Source organism: Phenylobacterium sp. (assembly GCF_041691455.1).
Lineage (GTDB): Bacteria > Pseudomonadota > Alphaproteobacteria > Caulobacterales > Caulobacteraceae > Phenylobacterium.
In genome coordinates, this window is record NZ_JBEPUO010000021.1 from 23,581 (window position 1) to 39,918 (window position 16,338).

Annotated in this window: 20 protein-coding genes; 5 read left to right on the forward strand and 15 right to left on the reverse strand. The window is 69.2% G+C overall.

All coding sequences use genetic code 11. The annotated features are described in order from the left end of the window. The first annotated feature begins 21 nt into the window (after window positions 1-21). Both ACESMY_RS18285 and ACESMY_RS18290 read left to right on the forward strand, forming a co-directional pair. Window positions 22-504: a cupin domain-containing protein gene (locus tag ACESMY_RS18285; protein ID WP_372786050.1), complete on the forward strand. Its 483-nt coding sequence runs from the start codon at window positions 22-24 to the stop codon at window positions 502-504. After that, window positions 504-971 carry a cupin domain-containing protein gene (locus tag ACESMY_RS18290; RefSeq protein WP_372786051.1) on the forward strand — a complete coding sequence of 156 codons (468 nt, stop codon included), beginning with the start codon at window positions 504-506 and terminating at the stop codon, window positions 969-971. The genes ACESMY_RS18285 and ACESMY_RS18290 overlap by 1 nt, the downstream gene beginning before the upstream one ends. On the opposite strand, the gene dapD is transcribed toward ACESMY_RS18290, so the two are convergent. From dapD to argB, 3 genes are read right to left on the reverse strand one after another with little or no spacing between them, the layout of a single operon-like run. After that, on the reverse strand, window positions 968-1,807 hold the full coding sequence (dapD, locus tag ACESMY_RS18295) for a 2,3,4,5-tetrahydropyridine-2,6-dicarboxylate N-succinyltransferase (protein WP_372786052.1): 840 nt from the start codon (window positions 1,805-1,807) through the stop codon (window positions 968-970). The genes ACESMY_RS18290 and dapD overlap by 4 nt on opposite strands. Further along, on the reverse strand, window positions 1,807-2,469 hold the full coding sequence (locus ACESMY_RS18300) for a pyrimidine 5'-nucleotidase (protein WP_372786053.1): 663 nt from the start codon (window positions 2,467-2,469) through the stop codon (window positions 1,807-1,809). Before ACESMY_RS18300 ends, dapD begins: the two co-directional genes overlap by 1 nt. Window positions 2,470-2,480: 11 nt before the next feature. Next, the gene (gene argB / locus ACESMY_RS18305) at window positions 2,481-3,395 is read right to left on the reverse strand and encodes an acetylglutamate kinase (protein WP_372786054.1); all 915 of its coding nucleotides are present in this window, start codon (window positions 3,393-3,395) and stop codon (window positions 2,481-2,483) included. 116 nt (window positions 3,396-3,511) lie between these two features. Between argB and ACESMY_RS18310 the strand changes: the two genes are divergently transcribed. Together ACESMY_RS18310 and ACESMY_RS18315 are read left to right on the forward strand one after the other, a co-directional pair. Then, the gene (locus ACESMY_RS18310) at window positions 3,512-4,789 is read left to right on the forward strand and encodes an amidohydrolase family protein (RefSeq protein WP_372786055.1); all 1,278 of its coding nucleotides are present in this window, start codon (window positions 3,512-3,514) and stop codon (window positions 4,787-4,789) included. Window positions 4,790-4,799: 10 nt separating this feature from the next. After that, complete coding sequence (locus ACESMY_RS18315; protein ID WP_372786056.1) at window positions 4,800-5,117, forward strand: hypothetical protein; 318 nt, start codon at window positions 4,800-4,802, stop codon at window positions 5,115-5,117. Here ACESMY_RS18315 and yihA read toward each other — a convergent pair. From yihA to ACESMY_RS18360, 9 genes are all read right to left on the reverse strand, one after another. Next, entirely contained in the window at window positions 5,114-5,710 is a 597-nt protein-coding gene (gene yihA / locus ACESMY_RS18320) for a ribosome biogenesis GTP-binding protein YihA/YsxC (RefSeq protein ID WP_372786081.1), read from the reverse strand. The genes ACESMY_RS18315 and yihA overlap by 4 nt on opposite strands. 38 nt (window positions 5,711-5,748) lie before the next feature. Then, a complete protein-coding gene (gene yidC, locus ACESMY_RS18325; protein ID WP_372786057.1) occupies window positions 5,749-7,533 on the reverse strand; it encodes a membrane protein insertase YidC in 1,785 nt (594 codons plus the stop codon). 31 nt (window positions 7,534-7,564) lie between these two features. Continuing rightward, a complete protein-coding gene (gene rnpA, locus ACESMY_RS18330) occupies window positions 7,565-7,993 on the reverse strand; it encodes a ribonuclease P protein component (RefSeq protein WP_372786058.1) in 429 nt (142 codons plus the stop codon). A 14-nt stretch (window positions 7,994-8,007) separates the two neighbouring features. Continuing rightward, window positions 8,008-8,142, reverse strand: a complete 135-nt coding sequence (gene rpmH / locus ACESMY_RS18335; protein ID WP_111457208.1) for a 50S ribosomal protein L34 — start codon at window positions 8,140-8,142, stop codon at window positions 8,008-8,010. Window positions 8,143-8,215: 73 nt separating this feature from the next. Further along, on the reverse strand, window positions 8,216-8,392 hold the full coding sequence (locus tag ACESMY_RS18340) for a hypothetical protein (protein WP_372786059.1): 177 nt from the start codon (window positions 8,390-8,392) through the stop codon (window positions 8,216-8,218). A 37-nt stretch (window positions 8,393-8,429) separates the two neighbouring features. Next, a complete protein-coding gene (locus ACESMY_RS18345; protein ID WP_372786060.1) occupies window positions 8,430-9,410 on the reverse strand; it encodes an NADPH:quinone oxidoreductase family protein in 981 nt (326 codons plus the stop codon). Window positions 9,411-9,423: 13 nt separating this feature from the next. Then, a complete protein-coding gene (locus ACESMY_RS18350; RefSeq protein WP_372786061.1) occupies window positions 9,424-10,470 on the reverse strand; it encodes an alpha/beta hydrolase in 1,047 nt (348 codons plus the stop codon). A 1-nt stretch (window position 10,471) separates the two neighbouring features. After that, window positions 10,472-11,095: a TetR/AcrR family transcriptional regulator gene (locus ACESMY_RS18355; RefSeq protein ID WP_372786062.1), complete on the reverse strand. Its 624-nt coding sequence runs from the start codon at window positions 11,093-11,095 to the stop codon at window positions 10,472-10,474. A gap of 76 nt (window positions 11,096-11,171) precedes the next feature. After that, window positions 11,172-12,080, reverse strand: coding sequence for an SDR family oxidoreductase (locus tag ACESMY_RS18360; protein WP_372786063.1), 909 nt, complete (start codon window positions 12,078-12,080; stop codon window positions 11,172-11,174). A gap of 141 nt (window positions 12,081-12,221) precedes the next feature. Here ACESMY_RS18360 and ACESMY_RS18365 point away from each other — a divergent pair, with 141 nt between their 5' ends. Further along, window positions 12,222-13,022, forward strand: coding sequence for a PEPxxWA-CTERM sorting domain-containing protein (locus ACESMY_RS18365; RefSeq protein ID WP_372786064.1), 801 nt, complete (start codon window positions 12,222-12,224; stop codon window positions 13,020-13,022). A gap of 62 nt (window positions 13,023-13,084) precedes the next feature. Here ACESMY_RS18365 and ACESMY_RS18370 read toward each other — a convergent pair whose 3' ends face one another. From ACESMY_RS18370 to ACESMY_RS18380, 3 genes are read right to left on the reverse strand one after another with little or no spacing between them, the layout of a single operon-like run. Next, entirely contained in the window at window positions 13,085-13,888 is an 804-nt protein-coding gene (locus ACESMY_RS18370) for a DUF72 domain-containing protein (protein ID WP_372786065.1), read from the reverse strand. Between the two features lie 5 nt (window positions 13,889-13,893). After that, window positions 13,894-15,546: a M28 family metallopeptidase gene (locus ACESMY_RS18375; protein WP_372786066.1), complete on the reverse strand. Its 1,653-nt coding sequence runs from the start codon at window positions 15,544-15,546 to the stop codon at window positions 13,894-13,896. A gap of 59 nt (window positions 15,547-15,605) precedes the next feature. Continuing rightward, complete coding sequence (locus ACESMY_RS18380; protein ID WP_372786067.1) at window positions 15,606-16,328, reverse strand: TetR/AcrR family transcriptional regulator; 723 nt, start codon at window positions 16,326-16,328, stop codon at window positions 15,606-15,608. Between the last annotated feature and the right edge of the window lie 10 nt (window positions 16,329-16,338).

Here is a 16,338-nt window from a genome sequence, read left to right on the forward strand (position 1 = left end):
CTCCTAGACCGGAATGACCGCATGCCCAAGATCGACATCGCAACCGCCCCCACCCGCTTCGGGACCGGCTACCCGCCGCCCTATGACGCGCCATGCCTGGATCGTCGGCGCTGGAAGCTCGGCGACGCGGCCGGCCTGACCCAGTTCGGGGTCAATCTGCAGCGGCTGGCGCCCGGCGTGTGGTCGAGCCAGCGGCACTGGCATACCGCTGAAGACGAGTTCGTCTGGATCCTCTCCGGCGAAGTGGTGCTGGTCACCGACGAGGGCGAGCAGGTGCTGCGGGCCGGCGACTGCGCCGGCTTTCCGGCCGGCGCGCCCAACGGCCACCACCTGCAGAACCGCTCGAACGCCGAGGCCGTGGTGCTGGAGGTGGGCTCCCGCCGCGAGGCGGAGGACGGCTGCGACTATCCCGATATCGACCTGATGCTGAAGACCGGCGACACGGAATACAGCCACAAGGACGGCACGGCCTACGCCGACACCAAGACGGCGCGGAGCCGCTGATGCCCAAGATCGATATCGCCGCGGTTCCGTTGCGCTCGGGCTGCAACTATCCGGCCCCGTTCGACGCGCCGTGCCTGGGCGCCGATTGGCGCAAGCTCGGCGATGCGGCCGGCCTCACGGACTTCGGAGTCAATCTGGTCCGTCTGCCGCCCGGCAAGTGGTCGAGCCAGCGGCACTGGCATACGGAGGAGGACGAGTTCGTCTGGGTGCTGGAAGGCGAGGTCGTGGTCGTCGAGGACGACGGCGGCCACAGGCTGGGGCCCGGCGATTGTGTCGGCTGGCAGGCTGGCGCCGCCAACGGCCACTGCCTGCAGAACCGCAGCGATCGCGACGCGGTCTACCTGGAGATCGGCGCGCGCCGGCCGGAGACGGACGCCTGCGACTATCCCGACATCGACATGGTGGCGCGGCCCGCGGAGCGCGTCTACCGCCACCGCGACGGGACGCCCTACCCGGGCGGGGCCTAGTCCCGCAGCAGATCGTTGATCGAGGTCTTGGAGCGGGTGCGCTCGTCCACGGTCTTCATGATCACCGCGCAGTAGGTCGAGGGCAGGCCCTCGTGCGGGCTGGGGCGGGAGCCGGACATGATCACCGAATAGGGCGGCACTTCGCCGGTGATGGTCTCGCCGGTCTTACGGTCGACGATGGGGGTGGTCGAGGTCAGGTAGACGCCCATGGAGAGCACCGAGCCCTCGCGTACGATGACGCCCTCGGCGACCTCGGAGCGGGCGCCGATGAAGCAGTTGTCCTCGATGATCGTCGGGTTGGCCTGCAGGGGCTCCAGCACCCCGCCGATGCCCGCGCCGCCGGAGATGTGGCAGTGCTTGCCGATCTGGGCGCAGGAGCCGATCGTGGCCCAGGTGTCGACCATGGTGCCTTCGTCCACATAGGCGCCGATGTTGACGAAGGAGGGGGTGAGCACCGCGCCCTTGGCGATGAACGAGCCCTTGCGGATGATCGTGCCGGGCAGGGCGCGGAAGCCCGCGGCTTCGAAGCGGGCGGCGTCCCAGCCGGCGCACTTCAGCGGGATCTTGTCCCAGAAGGGGCCGGGCGCGTCGGCGCTGACCAGGGCGTTGGGGGTCAGGCGGAAGTAGAGCAGGATCGCCTGCTTGGCCCATTGGTGGGTGACCCAGGCGCCGTCGGGCTCGCGGGAGGCGACACGCAGGGTCCCGGCGTCGAGGCGCTCCAGGGTCTCCAGCACCGCCTCGCGGATCGGCCCCTTCGTGGCGTGGGTGACCGCATCACGGTCCTCCCAGGCGGCCTCGATCACCGTCTTCAGGTCGTCGTGCGCGAAGCTGGGCATCAGGCGGCCTCCTTGAGCTGGGCGTGCGCCAGGAAGGGCGCGAGTTTGTCGGTCTTGTAGTCGATGAAGGCCGCGGTCGAGGCTAGGGCGTAAGGCCCGACCAGGATGGTGGTCATGCCGAGCGCCGCGGCCGGCGCCAGGTTGCGCTCGGAGTCCTCGAAGAAGGCGGTGGTGGCCGGGTCGATCCCATGGGCCTCGTTGATCCGCGCGAAGGTCGCGGGCGCGGGCTTGGGCACATAGTTGGCCAAGCCGATGTCGAAGATGTCGTCGAAGAGCTCGGTGAGCCCCATGTGCTCCAGCACTCGCTCGGCGTGGAAGGCGTCGGCGTTGGTGAAGATCAGCCGGCGGCCCGGCAGGCGGGCGATGGCGGCGGCCAGCTCCAGGTCCTGGGCCACGCCCTCCAGCGGCATGTCGTGGAAGATGGTGTGGAAGTCCTTGGGCTCGACCCCGTGGTGCTCCACCAGGCCGCCGAGCGTCAGGCCGTAGTCGGCGAGGTACTTCTTCTGCAGCGTGTAGGCCTCATCGCGCGGGAGGCCGGTGACGCGCATGACATAGGCGGTCATGCGGCGCTCGATCTCGCCCATCAGGCCCGAGTCGGCCGGATAGAGGGTGTTGTCCAGGTCGAAGAGCCAGGTGTCGACGTGTCGGAGGTCGGCGGTCATTCGCAGACCCCCTACTCGCAAACCAACGTACCCGCCCCATGCTCGGTGAAGAGCTCGACCAGCAAGGCGTGCGGGCGGCGTCCGTCCAGGATGACCACGGCCCCGACGCCCGCTTCCACCGCGGCGATGGCGGTCTCGAGCTTGGGGATCATGCCGCCGGTGGCGACGCCGTCCTTGATGGCCTTGCGGGCCTCGGCGACGGTCATCTGGCGGATCAGCTCGCCGTTCTTGTCGAGCACGCCGGCCACGTCCGTCAGCAGCAGCATGCGCTTGGCGTTGAGCGCGCCGGCCAAGGCGCCCGCCACCGTGTCGGCATTGATGTTGTAGGTCTGGCCGTCCTCGGCGACGCCGATCGGGGCGATCACCGGGATATAGTCCTCGTCGGCGTAGATCAGGGCTTCGATCAGCTTCGGATCGACCCGCTTGGGATCGCCCACGAAGCCGAGGTCGACCATCTTCTCGATCTCCGAGTCCGGGTCCTTCTTGGTGCGGGTGACCTTCTCGACGGTGATCAGGCGCGCGTCCTTGCCGGAGAGGCCCACACCGCGCACGTCGGCTTCCTTGCCGGCGAGCGTGATCCAGTTGGCGATCTCCTTGTTGATCGCGCCGGAGAGGACCATCTCGGCCACCTCCATGGTCGCCTCGTCGGTGACCCTGAGGCCATCGATGAAGGTCGACTTGACGCCGGCGCGCTCCAGCATGGCGGAGATCTGCGGGCCGCCGCCGTGGACGATCACCGGATGGACGCCCAGCATCTTCAGGAGCACCGCGTCGGCGGCGAACAGCTTGGCGACCTCTTCCTCGCCCATGGCGTGGCCGCCGTACTTGATGACCACGGTCTCGCGGTCATAGCGCTGGATATAGGGCAGGGCCTCGGCGAGCGTCTTGGCCGTCGCCCATCCTTCGCCTTGGCTATTGTCGGTCACGGGCGCGCCTGAGGTCTTCAACTTCGGAGCGCTCCGATAGCGGAGAGCGCGGCCCCTGTCACCTTTGCCGCAGCCTTGCTAAGCCTTGGGTCAGGGCTTCGGGTCGGGGGATCGGCATGCGGATTTCGAGAGTTGTGACGGCGGCTATGGCCGCCTGGGCGATGGCGGCGGGCGCGCAGGCCGCGACGGTGGCGGTGAGCGCCGACCGGCTGCTGGACGTGGCGAGCGGCAAATATCTGGACAAGCCTCTGCTGGTGATCGTCGACGGCCGGATCGCGGCGGTGGAGCATCAGGGCGACAAGGTCCCGGCCGGCGCCGAGCGGGTCGACCTGCCGGGCGTCACGCTGTTGCCCGGGCTGATCGACATGCACGTGCACCTGACGTCCTCGCCGCTCTACGGCGGCTACAACCGGCTGCAGTTCACCGACAGCTTCTGGCCGATCATCGGGGCGAGCCACGCCAGGGCGACGCTCGAGGCCGGCTTCACCACGGTGCGCAATGTGGGCTCCAAGAACTTCGACGACGTCGGCCTGCGGCAAGCCATCGACGCCGGCTATGTGATCGGGCCGCGGATCGTCACCGCCACCTACGCCATCGGCTCGACCGGCGGCCACTGCGACTCGACCTTCTTCCCGCCGTCGATGAAGCAGAAGGGCGACGCGGTGATCGACAGCCCCGACGAGGGCCGCAAGATGGTCCGCCAGCTCCACAAATACGGCGCCCAGGTGATCAAGATCTGCGCCACCGGCGGGGTCTTCAGCCACGGCGACACGCCCGGCGCCCAGCAGCTGACGCTGGAGGAGATCAAGGCCATCGTCGACGAGGCCCACGCCACCGGCATGCGGGTCGCCGCCCACGCCCATGGCGCGTCGGGCATCAAGGCCGCGATCCTCGGCGGGGTCGACACCATCGAGCACGCCAGCCTAGTGGACGACGAGGGCATCAGGCTCGCGATCCAGCACGGCAGCTACTTCGGCATGGACATCTACAACACCGACTACACCCAGGCGGAGGGCAAGAAGAACGGGGTCCTGGAAGAGAACCTGCAGAAGGACCGCGACATCGGCGACATCCAGCGGGAGAATTTCCGCAAGGCGCTGAAGGCCGGGGTGAAGATGATCTTCTCCACCGACGCGGGCGTCTATCCGCATGGGACCAACGCCAGGCAGTTCGCGACCATGGTGCGCTACGGCGCGACGCCGCTGCAGGCCATCCAGACCGCGACGCTCAACGCCGCGGCTGCGCTCGACCAGGCCAAGGACGTGGGCCAGGCGACGGCGGGCCACTACGGCGATCTCGTCGGGGTGAAGGGCGATCCGCTGGCCGACGTGACGCTGCTGGAACACCCGGTGTTCGTGATGAAGGGCGGCGTGGTGGCGAAACGCACGCCGTGAGCCCCGGACCATGAAAAGGGGTCTGGCCGCAGCGGGCTTCGTCCTCGCGGCCCTGCCGTGCGCCTGGGCCTGTTTCGTCTGCGGCTGGCAACTGGTCAGCTTCACGGGCTTCGCGGTCCGGCTCGACGAGGACTTGCCCGGTGAGGCCTGGCGGCAGATCGGCTTCGCCGCCGCCCAGATGATCGTCATCGCCGCGGCCCTGCTGATCGCGTGGCAGGGCTGGCAGGCGGAGAATTATCGGAAATCGGTGTTGGCGCTCGCGGTCGCCTGGATCGCGGCGGCCCCGGTGTTCTGGTCGCTGGTCGAGAGCCTGCGCCCGGTCGGCTAGACCGCGCAGGCCGCGACGATCTCGGCGCGCAGCTCGGGGATGCCGAGACCCTTCTCGGCGGAGGTGGCCAGCACGCGGGGGAAGGCGGCCGGGCGCTTGGCGATGGCGGCCAGGGTGCGGGCGGTGACGGCCTCCACCTCGGCGGGCTTCAGCTTGTCGGCCTTGGTCAGCACGATCTGGTAGGAGACCGCGGCGATGTCGAAGGTGTCCAGCGCCTCGGTGTCGACGTCCTTCAGGCCATGGCGGGCGTCGATCAACAGATAGGCGCGCTTCAGGTTCGGCCGGCCGCGCAGGTAGTCGCGGCCGAGGTTCTGGAACTTGCGCACGTCGCCGCGCGAGGCCCGCGCGAAACCGTAGCCCGGCAGGTCGACGAGCCGCAGCTTCTCGTCGGCGACGAAGAAGTTCACCTCCCGCGTGCGGCCGGGCGAGTTCGACGCCCGCGCCAGGTGCAGGCGTCCGGTCACGGCGTTGATCAGGGTGCTCTTGCCGACGTTGGAGCGGCCGGCGAAGGCCACCTCCGGCAGGTCGGCGGGGGGCAGGCCCTCGATCGCCACCGCCCCCATCATGAACTTCACCTCGTGGGCGAAGAGCACGCGGGCGGCCTCGAGGGCCTCCGCGTCGAAGGGCTCGCTCACGAGGCGGGAGCCTTGCCGCTCAGCCGCGCGATCATCCGGTCGATCGGGTTGTCGACCTTGAAGCGGCGCATCATCACGTACTGCTGCAGGGTGGTAAGCACGTTCGACCAGGTCCAGTAGATCAGGAGGCCCACGGCGAAGGGGGCCATGATGAACATGAAGACCCAGGGCATCAGCTGGAAGATCTTCTGCTGGGCCGGGTCGATGCCGGTCTGCGGGGTCATCGACGTGGTCAGCCACATGGTGATCCCGTAGCAGAGCGGCAGCAGGCCCAGGTGCAGGGTGGTGTCGAGGATCCCGCCGACCAGCGGGGCATGCGCCGGGTTCCAGGGGATCAGGCCGAACAGGTTCCAGATGGTGGTGGGATCGCGCGCCGACAGGTCGTTGATCCAGCCCATGAAGGGGGCGTGGCGCATCTCGATGGTCACCGAGAGCACCTTGTAGAGCGAGAAGAACACCGGGATCTGCAGCAGGATCGGCAGGCAGCCGGCCAGCGGATTGACCTTTTCCCGCTGGTAGAGGGCCATGATCTCCTGCTGCTGCTTGGCCGGGTCGTCCTTGTACCGCTTGCGGAGCTCCTCCATCAGCGGCTGGACCTTCTTCATCTTGGTCATCGACTCGTACTGCTTGTTGGCGATCGGGAAGAAGGCCACGCGCACGCAGACGGTGAGCAGCAGGATGGCGATGCCGAAGCTGCCGACATGGGCGAAGATGAATTCCAGGAAGGCGAAGATCGGGCGGGTCAGGAACCAGAACATCCCCCAGTCGACGGCGTCGTCGAAGTGGGCGATGCCGAGCTTGGTCTGGTAGCTCTTGAGCAGGGGCACGGTCTTGGCGCCGGCGAAGAGATGCTGGACGGCGGTCACCTGGCGGCCGGGCGCCACGGCGCGCGCGGCGCCGGTGTAGTTGGCCTCATAGACGTCGAGCTTGCCGTTCTTTGCGTCGCGGTAGACGGCGTGGACCTGCTCGCCCGCATTGGGGATCAGGGCGGCCAGCCAGTACATGTCGGTGATGCCCGTCCAGGCGCCGGAGGCGTTGAATTCCTGGGGCGCGGCGCCGTCCTTCGACAGGTCCTTGTACTTGAAGGCCCGCACGCGGCCGTCGAGGTAGCCGATGGTCCCCTCGTGCACGATGCCCCTCTTGCCGATGTCGGCGGGCACGCCCTGGCGCTGCACGGAGCCGTAGGGCGCCAACGTCACCGGCGCGGCGCCGGTGTTGGCCACCGTGTCGGTCAGCGTGAACATGTAGTTCTCGTCGACCTCGATCTTGCGCGTGAAGGTCAGGCCCTGGCCGTTCGCATAGGTCAGGACGACCGGCTGGCCGGGCGCGAGGGTGGAGCCCTGGGCAAGTGTCCAGTCGGTGGCGGGGCCCGGCAGGCCAGGAACGTTCTGGCCCACCCAGCCGAAGTCCACGAACCAGGGGAAAGCCGTGCCTTCCGGCCGCAGCATCTCGACGGGCGGGGAGTCCTTGGCGGTGGTCTGGCGGTACTGAGTGAGGAAGAGGTCGTCGAGGCGGGCGCCGCGCAGCGAGATCGAGCCTTTGAGCGCCGGCGTGGCCACCGCGATCCGCGGGCTGGCGGCGAGCGCCGCGGCGCGGGTCACCGCCACCGGGGCGGCCAGCGACGGCGCGCCCGGCATCACCGAGGCCGCGGCCGGCGGGTGGGCCTTGAGCTCGGCCTGCCGCCGCCTGCTGGCGGGCTCGACCACCCACATCTGGTAGACGACGAACAGGATCGCGGCGCATACGCCGAAGATGAGCAGGTTACGATTGTCTTCGGTCATCAGGACTGGGGGGTCATCGAGGGGGAGCTGCTCAATCTTGGGAGGGCGGGGCGTGTGCAGGGTCGCGCGCGCGGCCATCGCCATCGGCGGCGAGCCTTATCAGCGCGCTTTTCACATCGTCAAGCAAACGCGGCCAGGGGCGGACGGTCACGCCGCCGCGGGCCACGAACACATAGTCGAAACCTGGGGACGCCAGGCCAGGAAGCAAGAGGCGGGCGGCTTCGCGCATCCGCCGCTTGGCGCGATTGCGCTCGACGGCCCCGCCGATCCGCTTGGTGGCGGTGAAGCCGGCGCGGACCAGGGGTTCGGAGTCCCGCGCGCGGGCCTGGATCACCACAGCGCCGCGCGCGCAGTGCATCGCCTGCGCGCAGGCCAGAAAGTCCGGGCGCTTCTTTAAACGTTCGATTTTGAATTCGGGGACGTTGTCTTTGTCTGAGGAGTCGGGCACGGCCGACACCATAGCCTAGCTGTGGCTTAGGCGCTCAGGCGCTTGCGGCCCTTGGCGCGGCGGCGGGCCAGCACCTTCTGTCCGTTCTTGGTGGACATGCGCAGGCGGAAGCCGTGGCGACGGGCGCGGACGAGACGGGAAGGCTGAAAAGTCCGCTTCACGGAAGGCTCCGGGGGTCGAAAATCGAGCGGCGGTGGATAGGGGAAGCGCGGGGCGGTGTCAACCTTATGCGCGCTAGAGTTCGGGACCGGGCCGCATCGCGAACCACGCGGCTACCAACAGCGTCGCGATGAAGAGCGCCAGATAGAAGACCACGATATTGCCGCTGAAGCCGGCCAGGAAGGCGACGAGCGCCATGGCGAGGGCCGCGCGGATGCACAGGCTGGCCCGGCGCTTTCGGGTGTCGCTCATGCCTTCGGATCCTTTCCACAAGGGCGCAGCGCCAGGACTACAGATCCGGCCGGACGATGGTCTTGCCGATCACCTTGCGGTCGGCAAGCGAGTCGAAGGCCAGGCGCCAGTCGTCGAGCGCGTATTCCGCATCCACGCGCGGGCGGACCTTGCCGTCCTCGGCGAGCTTCCAGATGGCCTCGTGGTTCTCGCGGCCCTTGGCGGGGAACTGGCGGCCGTATTCGCCGGCGCGGACGCCGATCACCGAGAAGCCCTTGATCAGCGCGATATTGACCGGCAGCACCGGCAGCCGCCCCGAGGTGAAGCCGATGGAGAGGATGCGGCCGCCGAAGGCGATGCAGCGCAGGCTCTCGTCGAAGACGTCGCCGCCCACGGGGTCGTAGATCACGTCCGCGCCCTTGCCGCCGGTGAGCGCCTTCACCCGCTCGCGGAAGCCCTGGGTCACGTTGACGATGGCCTCGGGGGCGTATTCGGCGGCGATGGTGGCGAGCTTGGCGTCGGAGGCGGACGCCGCGATAACCTTGGCGCCCATGATCTGGGCGAGGTCGACGGCGGCCAGGCCGACGCCGCCGGCCGCGCCGTGCACCAGCACCCACTCGCCGGCCTGCAGCCGGGCGCAGCGCTCGAAGGCCACATAGGCCGTCAGGTAGGCCACGGCGTAGCCCGCGGCCTGGCTGAAGCTCAGGGTCTCGGGCTTGCGGCGCAGGCCCTGAGCCGGGAGCACGGCGTATTCGGCCATGCCGCCCCGCCCGCCGCCCGCCACCGGGTCTCCGACCGCGAAGCCCGTGACGCCGTCGCCCACCGCGTCGATCTCGCCGGCCAGCTCCATGCCGGGGACGAAGGGGACCGTGGGCTTGTGCTGGTGTTCGCCGCGGGTCTGCATCAGGTCGGGGAAGTTCACCGCCGCCGCGCGCACGCGGATGCGCACCTCGCCGGGGCCGGGATCCGGCGTCGGGATCTCCTTGACCACGCAGCCCGCGTAGTCGGCGGCCAGCTGTTCGACGACCAAGGCTCTCATGGCGGCGCGCGCATCAGGCGATGCGCCCTTCGAAGCCTTCGCGCACCAGGCCGGCGATCTCGCGGCAGGCCACGTCGGCGCAGGGGACCGCCCCGGTAAAGGCGGTGAAGGCATGGGCCAGGCTGTCGTAGCAGCGGTAGACGGTGGGCACGTGCGCCGCCTTCAGCCGCCGCGCATAGGCCTCGCCCTCGTCGTGCAGGGGGTCGAAGCCTGCGGTGACGACGATGGCCGGCGCCAGACCCGCGAGGCTCTCCGCCCGCAGCGGCGAGAGGCGCGGGTCGGCGGGGTCGTCGCCGGGGCCCATATAGTGGCCCATGGACCAGTCCATGACCGCCTTGCTGAGCGGGAAGGCGTCGGCGTAGGTGGTCACCGAAGCGCTCTCGCAGGCGACGTCCGTACCGGGATAGATCAGCAGTTGCAGCACCGGCTGCGGCTCGCCGGCCCGCTTCAGGTCCTGGCAGACCACCGCGGCGAGGTTGCCGCCCCAGGAGTCGCCGCCGATCGCCGCCTGGGCCAGCGGCGCGCCGAACCGCTCGGCGTTGTCGCGGCCGTAGCGGTAGGCGGCGAGCATATCCTCCAGGCCGGCCGGGAAGCGGTGCTCGGGCGCGAGGCGATAGTCGACCGACAGCACCGGGCCCCGGCCGGTGGCGGCCAGGATGGTGCAGAAGGTGTGGCAGGTCTCCAGGTCGCCGAGCACCCCGCCGCCGAAGTGGGCGTAGATCATCAGCGGCGCGTCGGGGTCCTGGCTCCGCGGCCGATAGAGGCGCGCCGGGATGACGCCGCCGGGCCCCGGAATGGCGATCGCTTCGGTGGTCACGCCAGGCTCGGGGGTCCCGGTCAGCAGGGCGCCAAGGCGCGCGGAGGCGCGGCGGGCCTCCTCGGGCGACAGCGTCGGCAGCGGCGGCTCCCGGCGGGCCTGGGCGGCTATGAACTGCAGGCGAGGATCCAGCGTGCGGCCGCCCTGGTAGACCACGCCGCCGCCGGACATCAGGCGCAGCACCGGCGCCGGCAGGCTCAGGAGTTTCGAGAGCAGCCAGCGCTGCGTGGCCACGCTCGGCATGTCAGGCGGGCGCCGTCGGCAAGCCCTTCAGGCCGCCCAGGATCATGGTGACGGCGAAGGTGGTGGCCCCGGCCGTGTCGATCGGCCGGCGCTCCAGCATCTTGTCGCCGACATCGCGGGCGATGGCGATGCAGGCGGCGGCCATGTAGTCCGGATCGGCGAACGGCCCCTTGCGCTGGGCGATGTCCTCGGCGAGCGCGTCGCGGATGTCGGCGAACACCGCCGCCATCTCCGGGGTCTCGCCCTGCACGTGCAGGTGCGGCTCGCCGGCCGGGCGGCGGGCGGCCCAGTTGCGGTGCTCGTCGGCGATGAAGTCGAAATAGGCGCTGATCGCCCGGTGGACGAATTCCTCGAAGGTGTAGCCCTTGCCGCGCAGGCTCTTGAGGATCGGGCCGAACCGCCGCGCGCCGTCGTCGGCGAGGGCGGCGAACACCTCCTCCTTGGAGCGGTAGTAGTTGTAGAAGGTGCCCGCCGCGAGGCCCGTGCGGCGGATGATGTCGCGCACCGTGGCGGTCTCATAGCCCAGCTCGCCGAACACCTCGCGGGCGGCGTCGAGGATCGCCTGGCGGTTGGCGACCTTGGTCTGCTCGCGCTTGCCGGGATTGAGGTATGCGACCTGGGACATGAAGCTCTACTAAGACTCAAAAGTGACGCGCGTCACTCTAGGGGCGCCGCTGCGGAAAGCAAAGCTCCCTCACCCACTAGACCGTCCGCTGCGCCCGGTCCTTCTCGTTGGCCGAGCGGATGGAGTCCCGCGCCGCCTCCCACTCCGCATCGCCCCAGGAGGCCAGGCGGTTGAAGCCGCCGCCGCTTTGCAGGTGCGAGCCGCCGTCGATGGCGATGGTCTGGCCGTTCACATAGGCCGAGCCGGTGTCGAGCAGATAGACGGCGAGGTTGGCCAGTTCGCGCATCTCGCCGTTGCGGCCAAGCGGGATGGTCGGGTCGGCGGGCTCGGAGTCGGTTCCGGCGCCCGGATTGAGCCGGGCCCAGGCGCCTTCGGTCGGGAAGGGGCCGGGCGCGATGGCGTTGAAGCGGACGCCGCGGCCGCCCCACTCGACCGCCAGCGACTGGGTCATGACGTTGAGGCCGGCCTTGGACATGGCCGAGGGCACGGTGAAGGGGCCGCCGTTCCACACCCAGGTGGTCAGGATCGAGACGACCGAAGCGTGCTTGCCTTCGGCCAGCCAGCGCTTGCCGCATTCCAGGGTCACGAAGAAGGAGCCGCGGAAGACGATGTTGGAGATGGCGTCGAAGCCGCGGGCCGAGAGGTCCTCGGTGCGGCTGATGAAGTTGCCGGCGGCGTTGTTGACCAGGCCGGTGAGCGCGCCGCCGTCGGCCCAGACCGTCTCGATCATGTCGGCGATGGCTTCAGGCACCCGGATGTCGCAGGCCACGCCCACGCATTTTCCGCCGTGGGCGTCGGTTAGCTCCTTGGCCGTGGCCTCGACCACCCCGCCGCGCCGGCCGCAGATATAGACCTCCGCGCCCAGGATCAGGCAGGCCTCGGCCATCACCTTGCCAAGGCCGGTGCCGCCGCCGGTGATCAGGATCCGCTGACCCTTCATCAGGCCGGGTCGGTACATCAGGTCATTCTGGGTGAGCTCAGCCATCGGGGGTTTCCTTCCGTTGGCCCGATCGGACGCCCGTGACCCTAGGTCGGTCAACGGCCTTCGGCGCCGCAACTCGCCCGGCGGGGGAAAACGGCGCCTCGTTTGCTTGGAGGACCGCACAACTCACAAGGGAAGTTCTCAGTGTCTCAGATCGAAACGAAATTCGTCGCCCGCGGCCTGAAGGGCCTCCTGGTCGCCGCCGTCGCCGGCGCGACGCTCCTGGCCATGGCCGCCCCCGCCAGCGCGGCAAGCATCTATCTGGACAAGGGCGAAATGTTCAATCCGAAGCAGGTCGACATCGACGGCTTCTTCTACAACGCCAACAACGTCAACGCCGGGCCGATCCTGTTCACGGCCAACAACGGCTCGCAGGCCAGCCAGAACACCTTCCAGTTCCTCGGCTTCTGCGTGGACATCTTCCACAGCATCGATGTCGGCATCAACAGCGCGGGCAACGTGAACCTCGCCTACACGACCGGCACGCTGACGGATAACGGCGCGGACTCGTTCTGGCAGCAGCACGACCTGGGCGCCCAGGACGTCACCAACATCAACAAGCTGATCACCTTCGGCACGAACCTGTGGAACTCGGACACGCTCAGCGACCCGAACCACAACATCTCGAGCACGCTGGCCAACCAGCTCGCCGCCGTGCAGATCGCCATCTGGCGGGTCGAGAACCCGTCCTACAACTTCGACAGCACGAGCTCGGTCGACAGCCTGGTGAATACCTACACCAGCGCCAACTTCCTGAACGGCCAGTCGACGGGCGCCATGACGGTGATCTTCGACCAGGACGGCCATTCGCCCGAGCACCAGGCCTTCGCCTTCGTGACACCGGGCGGCGTTCCGGAGCCGAGCACCTGGGCCATCATGATCGTGGGCCTCGGCGGGGTCGGCGCGATGATGCGTCGTCGCCGGACCGCGCTCGCCTTCGCCTAGGCTTCCAAGACAATCCGATCCAAGCGGCGGCGCCCCCCTCAGGGGCGCCGTTTGCGTTGGGGCTAGCCCGCGACCCGCTCGATGAGCGCCATGGCGGCGGCCGGGGCGCGGACCTTCCCCTCGTGGATTACGAAGGCGTAGACGTCGCGCGGGACCTTGGACGCCGGCGTCGCGGGATCGGCGGCCGGCAGGTCGTCGGGCCGTCCGCCCGCCGCGTAGGTCCTGAAGCGCCCGGCCCAGAGGTCGAGCTTCTCGGCCGGATAGGCGGTCGGCGCGTCGTCCGAGCCGGTCTGCAGGCGGGCGTAAACCAGGGGCCCGGTGACGTCGGCGATCATCGGATAGGTGAAGTGGTCGGCCAGGCAGACGACGGCCTCATGCTTGCGGGCGAGCGCGATGAAGGCCGGGTCGGCGAAGCTTGGGTGGCGCACCTCCAGGACGTGGCTCAGCGGCAGGCCGTCCTGGGTCCTGGGCAGCAGCTTTAGGAAGCCCTCGAAATCCGCGGCGTCGAACTTCTTGGTGGGCGCGAACTGCCAGAGGATCGGCCCGAGCCGGTCGCCGAGCTCCGAAAGACCCTGGTTCAGGAACTTGCCGACGCTCTCCGCGCCATCGGCGAGCACCTTGCGGTTGGTGCAGAAGCGCGAGGCTTTCACGGCAAACCTGAAGCCATCGGGCGTCGCGGCCCGCCACTTGGCCCAGCTGTCCGGCTTGAAGCTGGAATAGTAGGTGCCGTTGATCTCGATGGCGGTGAGCTTGGAGGCGGCATAGGCGAGTTCGTCGGCCTGACGCAGGCCCTCCGGATAGAAGACCCCGCGCCAGGGCTCGAAGGTCCAGCCGCCGATGCCCGCCCGGATGGTTCCTGCCGCCATGGTTCCTACTTCCTCTGGGCCGCGGTCTTGTCGCGCATCGCCTTGAACTCCGAACCGGCCTTCCACTCGGGCCACTCGCGGGAATTGGCGAGCTGCCGGCCGAGGTCGAAGCCGATGGTCAGGTCGGCGGCCATGCCCGAGAGGTCCCAATTCGGGTCGAACTCGTCGGCGGGCTGATGATAGCGGTCGCGGGTGTAGGCCTCGCGGGCCGCCTTGCCGGCCGCGACCCCGCCCTTGACCAGGTCCTGGCCGGACCCGAACGACAGCGCCGGCACCCCTTGCTTGGCGAAGGAGAAGTGGTCGGAGCGGAAGAAGCTGCCGGCTTCCGGCCGGGCGTCCGGGGTGAAGCTGCGGCCGTGCGCCTTGGCCACCGCGATCAGGTCGTCCTGCAGGGTGAGGCCGACGTCGCCGGAGGTGGAGATGTCCTTGGCCGGGCCGTTCACCGCCGCGCCGTCCATGTTGATGTTCGCGACCGTCGAGGCCAGCGGATAGACCGGGTTGGTGGCGTAGTATTCCGAGCCCAGGAGGCCCTTTTCCTCGGCGGTGACCGCCATGAACTGCACGGTCCGCTCGGTGCGCGGGGCGTGCGCGAAGGCGCGGCCGAGCTCGATCAGGCCGGAGACGCCCGAGGCGTTGTCCACCGCGCCGTTATAGATTCGGTCGCCCTTGGCGTCGGGCAGGCCGACCCCCAGGTGGTCCCAGTGGGCGGTGTAGATGACCCGCTCGTTCGGATGCTTGGTCCCCGGCAGCAGGCCCACGACGTTGTGGGAGACGACCTTCTTGGCGTCGACGGCGAAGTCGGTGGAGAAGGTCACGCCGGACAAGATCACCGGCTTGAACTCGCGGGTCTGGGCCTGCTTCTTCAGCGCCTCGAAATCGAGGCCGGCCTTCTTGAAGAGTTCGACGGTGGAGTCGCGTTGGATCCAGGCTTCGATCGGCGCGTGGACCTTCGAGGGGTCCTTGCGGATGATGTCGAAGACCGCGTTGGTGTTGGAGTTCTTGACCGTGTTCCAGCCGTAGGAGGCGGGCGCGGTCTCGTGGATCACGATGAAGCCGATGGCCCCCTGGCGCGCGGCCTCCTCGTACTTGTAGGTCCAGCGGCCGTAGTAGGTTTCGGCCTTGCCGCCGAAGTCGCCCTTTCCGGTCTCGAAGTCCGGGTCGTTGACCAGGACGAGCGCGATCTTGCCGTGCAGGTCGACGCCCTTGAAGTCGTCCCAGTTGCGCTCCGGCGCCTTGACGCCATAGCCCACGAAGACCACCGGCGCGTCCTTGACCGAGACGTGGTCGACGCCGGTCTGGGCGGCGCGGATCGCCACTTCCTGGCCCTGCTTCCAGGTGAGCGTCTCGCCGCCGGCCTTCACGCTGACCGCGACCGGACCCTTGATGTCGAACTCGGCCAGCGGCACGGCCTGGGTCCAGGACCGCTGGCCCGACTTCAGCTTGTCGCCGCCGGGCTGCAGGCCGTCGGCCTTGAACTCCTGGGTGATGTAGGCGACCGCCTTGGTCTCGCCGGGCGTGGCGGGTCCGCGGCCCTCGAAGGCGTCCGACGACAGGACCTTGATGTGCTCGGAGAGCTTGGCCGGATCGATGTGCGGATCGGCGGCGAAGGCGGAGGTGGAAAGGGCGCAGACGGCGGCGCTCAGCAGAAGCTTTTTCATCGATCACTCGGAAAGGGGTGCGAAGTTGGCGCGACCCTAATGGTCCGCGCGCGGCAGAGCTAGGCCAGGTTGGCGCGACGCCGATCGATGAACACCTCGATGCCGTCCAGCACCCGCTGCAGGCCGAATTCGAAACTGCGCATGTGGTCGGGCCCGACCTCCCGGGCGGCCTTGTAGGCCTGACCGACCCGCACCGTGGTGGGATAGCGGTCCGGCTCCACCAGGCCCTTGAGCAGCTCTTCGTTGAGCGCCCACCACTGCTCGTCGCTGATGCCGCTGGTCTGCTCGACCTCGCGGGCTTCCAAGGCGGCGCGGACGGCGCCGCGCACATAGTCGCCGATCAGCGTGGTGAGGAGATCCATCTCGAGCTCGTCGAGGCCGAGGCCGTCGATGGCCTGCAGCGTCGCCTCGACCCGGGCCAGGACGCGGGGGCCGAGCGGCGGGCGATGCACGCCGACCTGGATGATCCAGGGGTGGCGCTGGGCGCGCGCCCAACCCTGCCGCGCCAGCTGCTCCAGCTTCGGCCGCCAGCCGACGGCGGGGCCGAGGTCGTCCGCCTCGCCCGCGACCCGGTCGAGCATCAGGTCCACGAGTTCGGCCTTCGACGGCACATAGGTGTAGAGCGACATCGGCGAGAGCCCGAGCGTCTCGGCCACCCGGCGGATGGAGAGGGCCGCGAGGCCCTCGGCGTCGGCGAGCGCGATGGCCGCCTGCACCACCTCGTCGACGGAGTGGCGGGGCTTGGGCCCGCGCCGCCCGGTCCCGGCCAGGCCCCAGAGCAAGGCTATGCTC

Bases quoted from the DNA above. Each gene is read 5' to 3' on its own strand.
- ACESMY_RS18285 (WP_372786050.1), top strand. From the start codon at position 22: ATGCCCAAGATCGACATCGCAACCGCCCCCACCCGCTTCGGGACCGGC.
- ACESMY_RS18290 (WP_372786051.1), top strand. From the start codon at position 504: ATGCCCAAGATCGATATCGCCGCGGTTCCGTTGCGCTCGGGCTGCAAC.
- dapD (WP_372786052.1), bottom strand. From the start codon at position 1,807: ATGCCCAGCTTCGCGCACGACGACCTGAAGACGGTGATCGAGGCCGCC.
- ACESMY_RS18300 (WP_372786053.1), bottom strand. From the start codon at position 2,469: ATGACCGCCGACCTCCGACACGTCGACACCTGGCTCTTCGACCTGGAC.
- ACESMY_RS18310 (WP_372786055.1), top strand. From the start codon at position 3,512: ATGCGGATTTCGAGAGTTGTGACGGCGGCTATGGCCGCCTGGGCGATG.
- ACESMY_RS18315 (WP_372786056.1), top strand. From the start codon at position 4,800: ATGAAAAGGGGTCTGGCCGCAGCGGGCTTCGTCCTCGCGGCCCTGCCG.
- yidC (WP_372786057.1), bottom strand. From the start codon at position 7,533: ATGACCGAAGACAATCGTAACCTGCTCATCTTCGGCGTATGCGCCGCG.
- rnpA (WP_372786058.1), bottom strand. From the start codon at position 7,993: ATGGTGTCGGCCGTGCCCGACTCCTCAGACAAAGACAACGTCCCCGAA.
- ACESMY_RS18340 (WP_372786059.1), bottom strand. From the start codon at position 8,392: ATGAGCGACACCCGAAAGCGCCGGGCCAGCCTGTGCATCCGCGCGGCC.
- ACESMY_RS18345 (WP_372786060.1), bottom strand. From the start codon at position 9,410: ATGAGAGCCTTGGTCGTCGAACAGCTGGCCGCCGACTACGCGGGCTGC.
- ACESMY_RS18350 (WP_372786061.1), bottom strand. From the start codon at position 10,470: ATGCCGAGCGTGGCCACGCAGCGCTGGCTGCTCTCGAAACTCCTGAGC.
- ACESMY_RS18355 (WP_372786062.1), bottom strand. From the start codon at position 11,095: ATGTCCCAGGTCGCATACCTCAATCCCGGCAAGCGCGAGCAGACCAAG.
- ACESMY_RS18360 (WP_372786063.1), bottom strand. From the start codon at position 12,080: ATGGCTGAGCTCACCCAGAATGACCTGATGTACCGACCCGGCCTGATG.
- ACESMY_RS18370 (WP_372786065.1), bottom strand. From the start codon at position 13,888: ATGGCGGCAGGAACCATCCGGGCGGGCATCGGCGGCTGGACCTTCGAG.
- ACESMY_RS18375 (WP_372786066.1), bottom strand. From the start codon at position 15,546: ATGAAAAAGCTTCTGCTGAGCGCCGCCGTCTGCGCCCTTTCCACCTCC.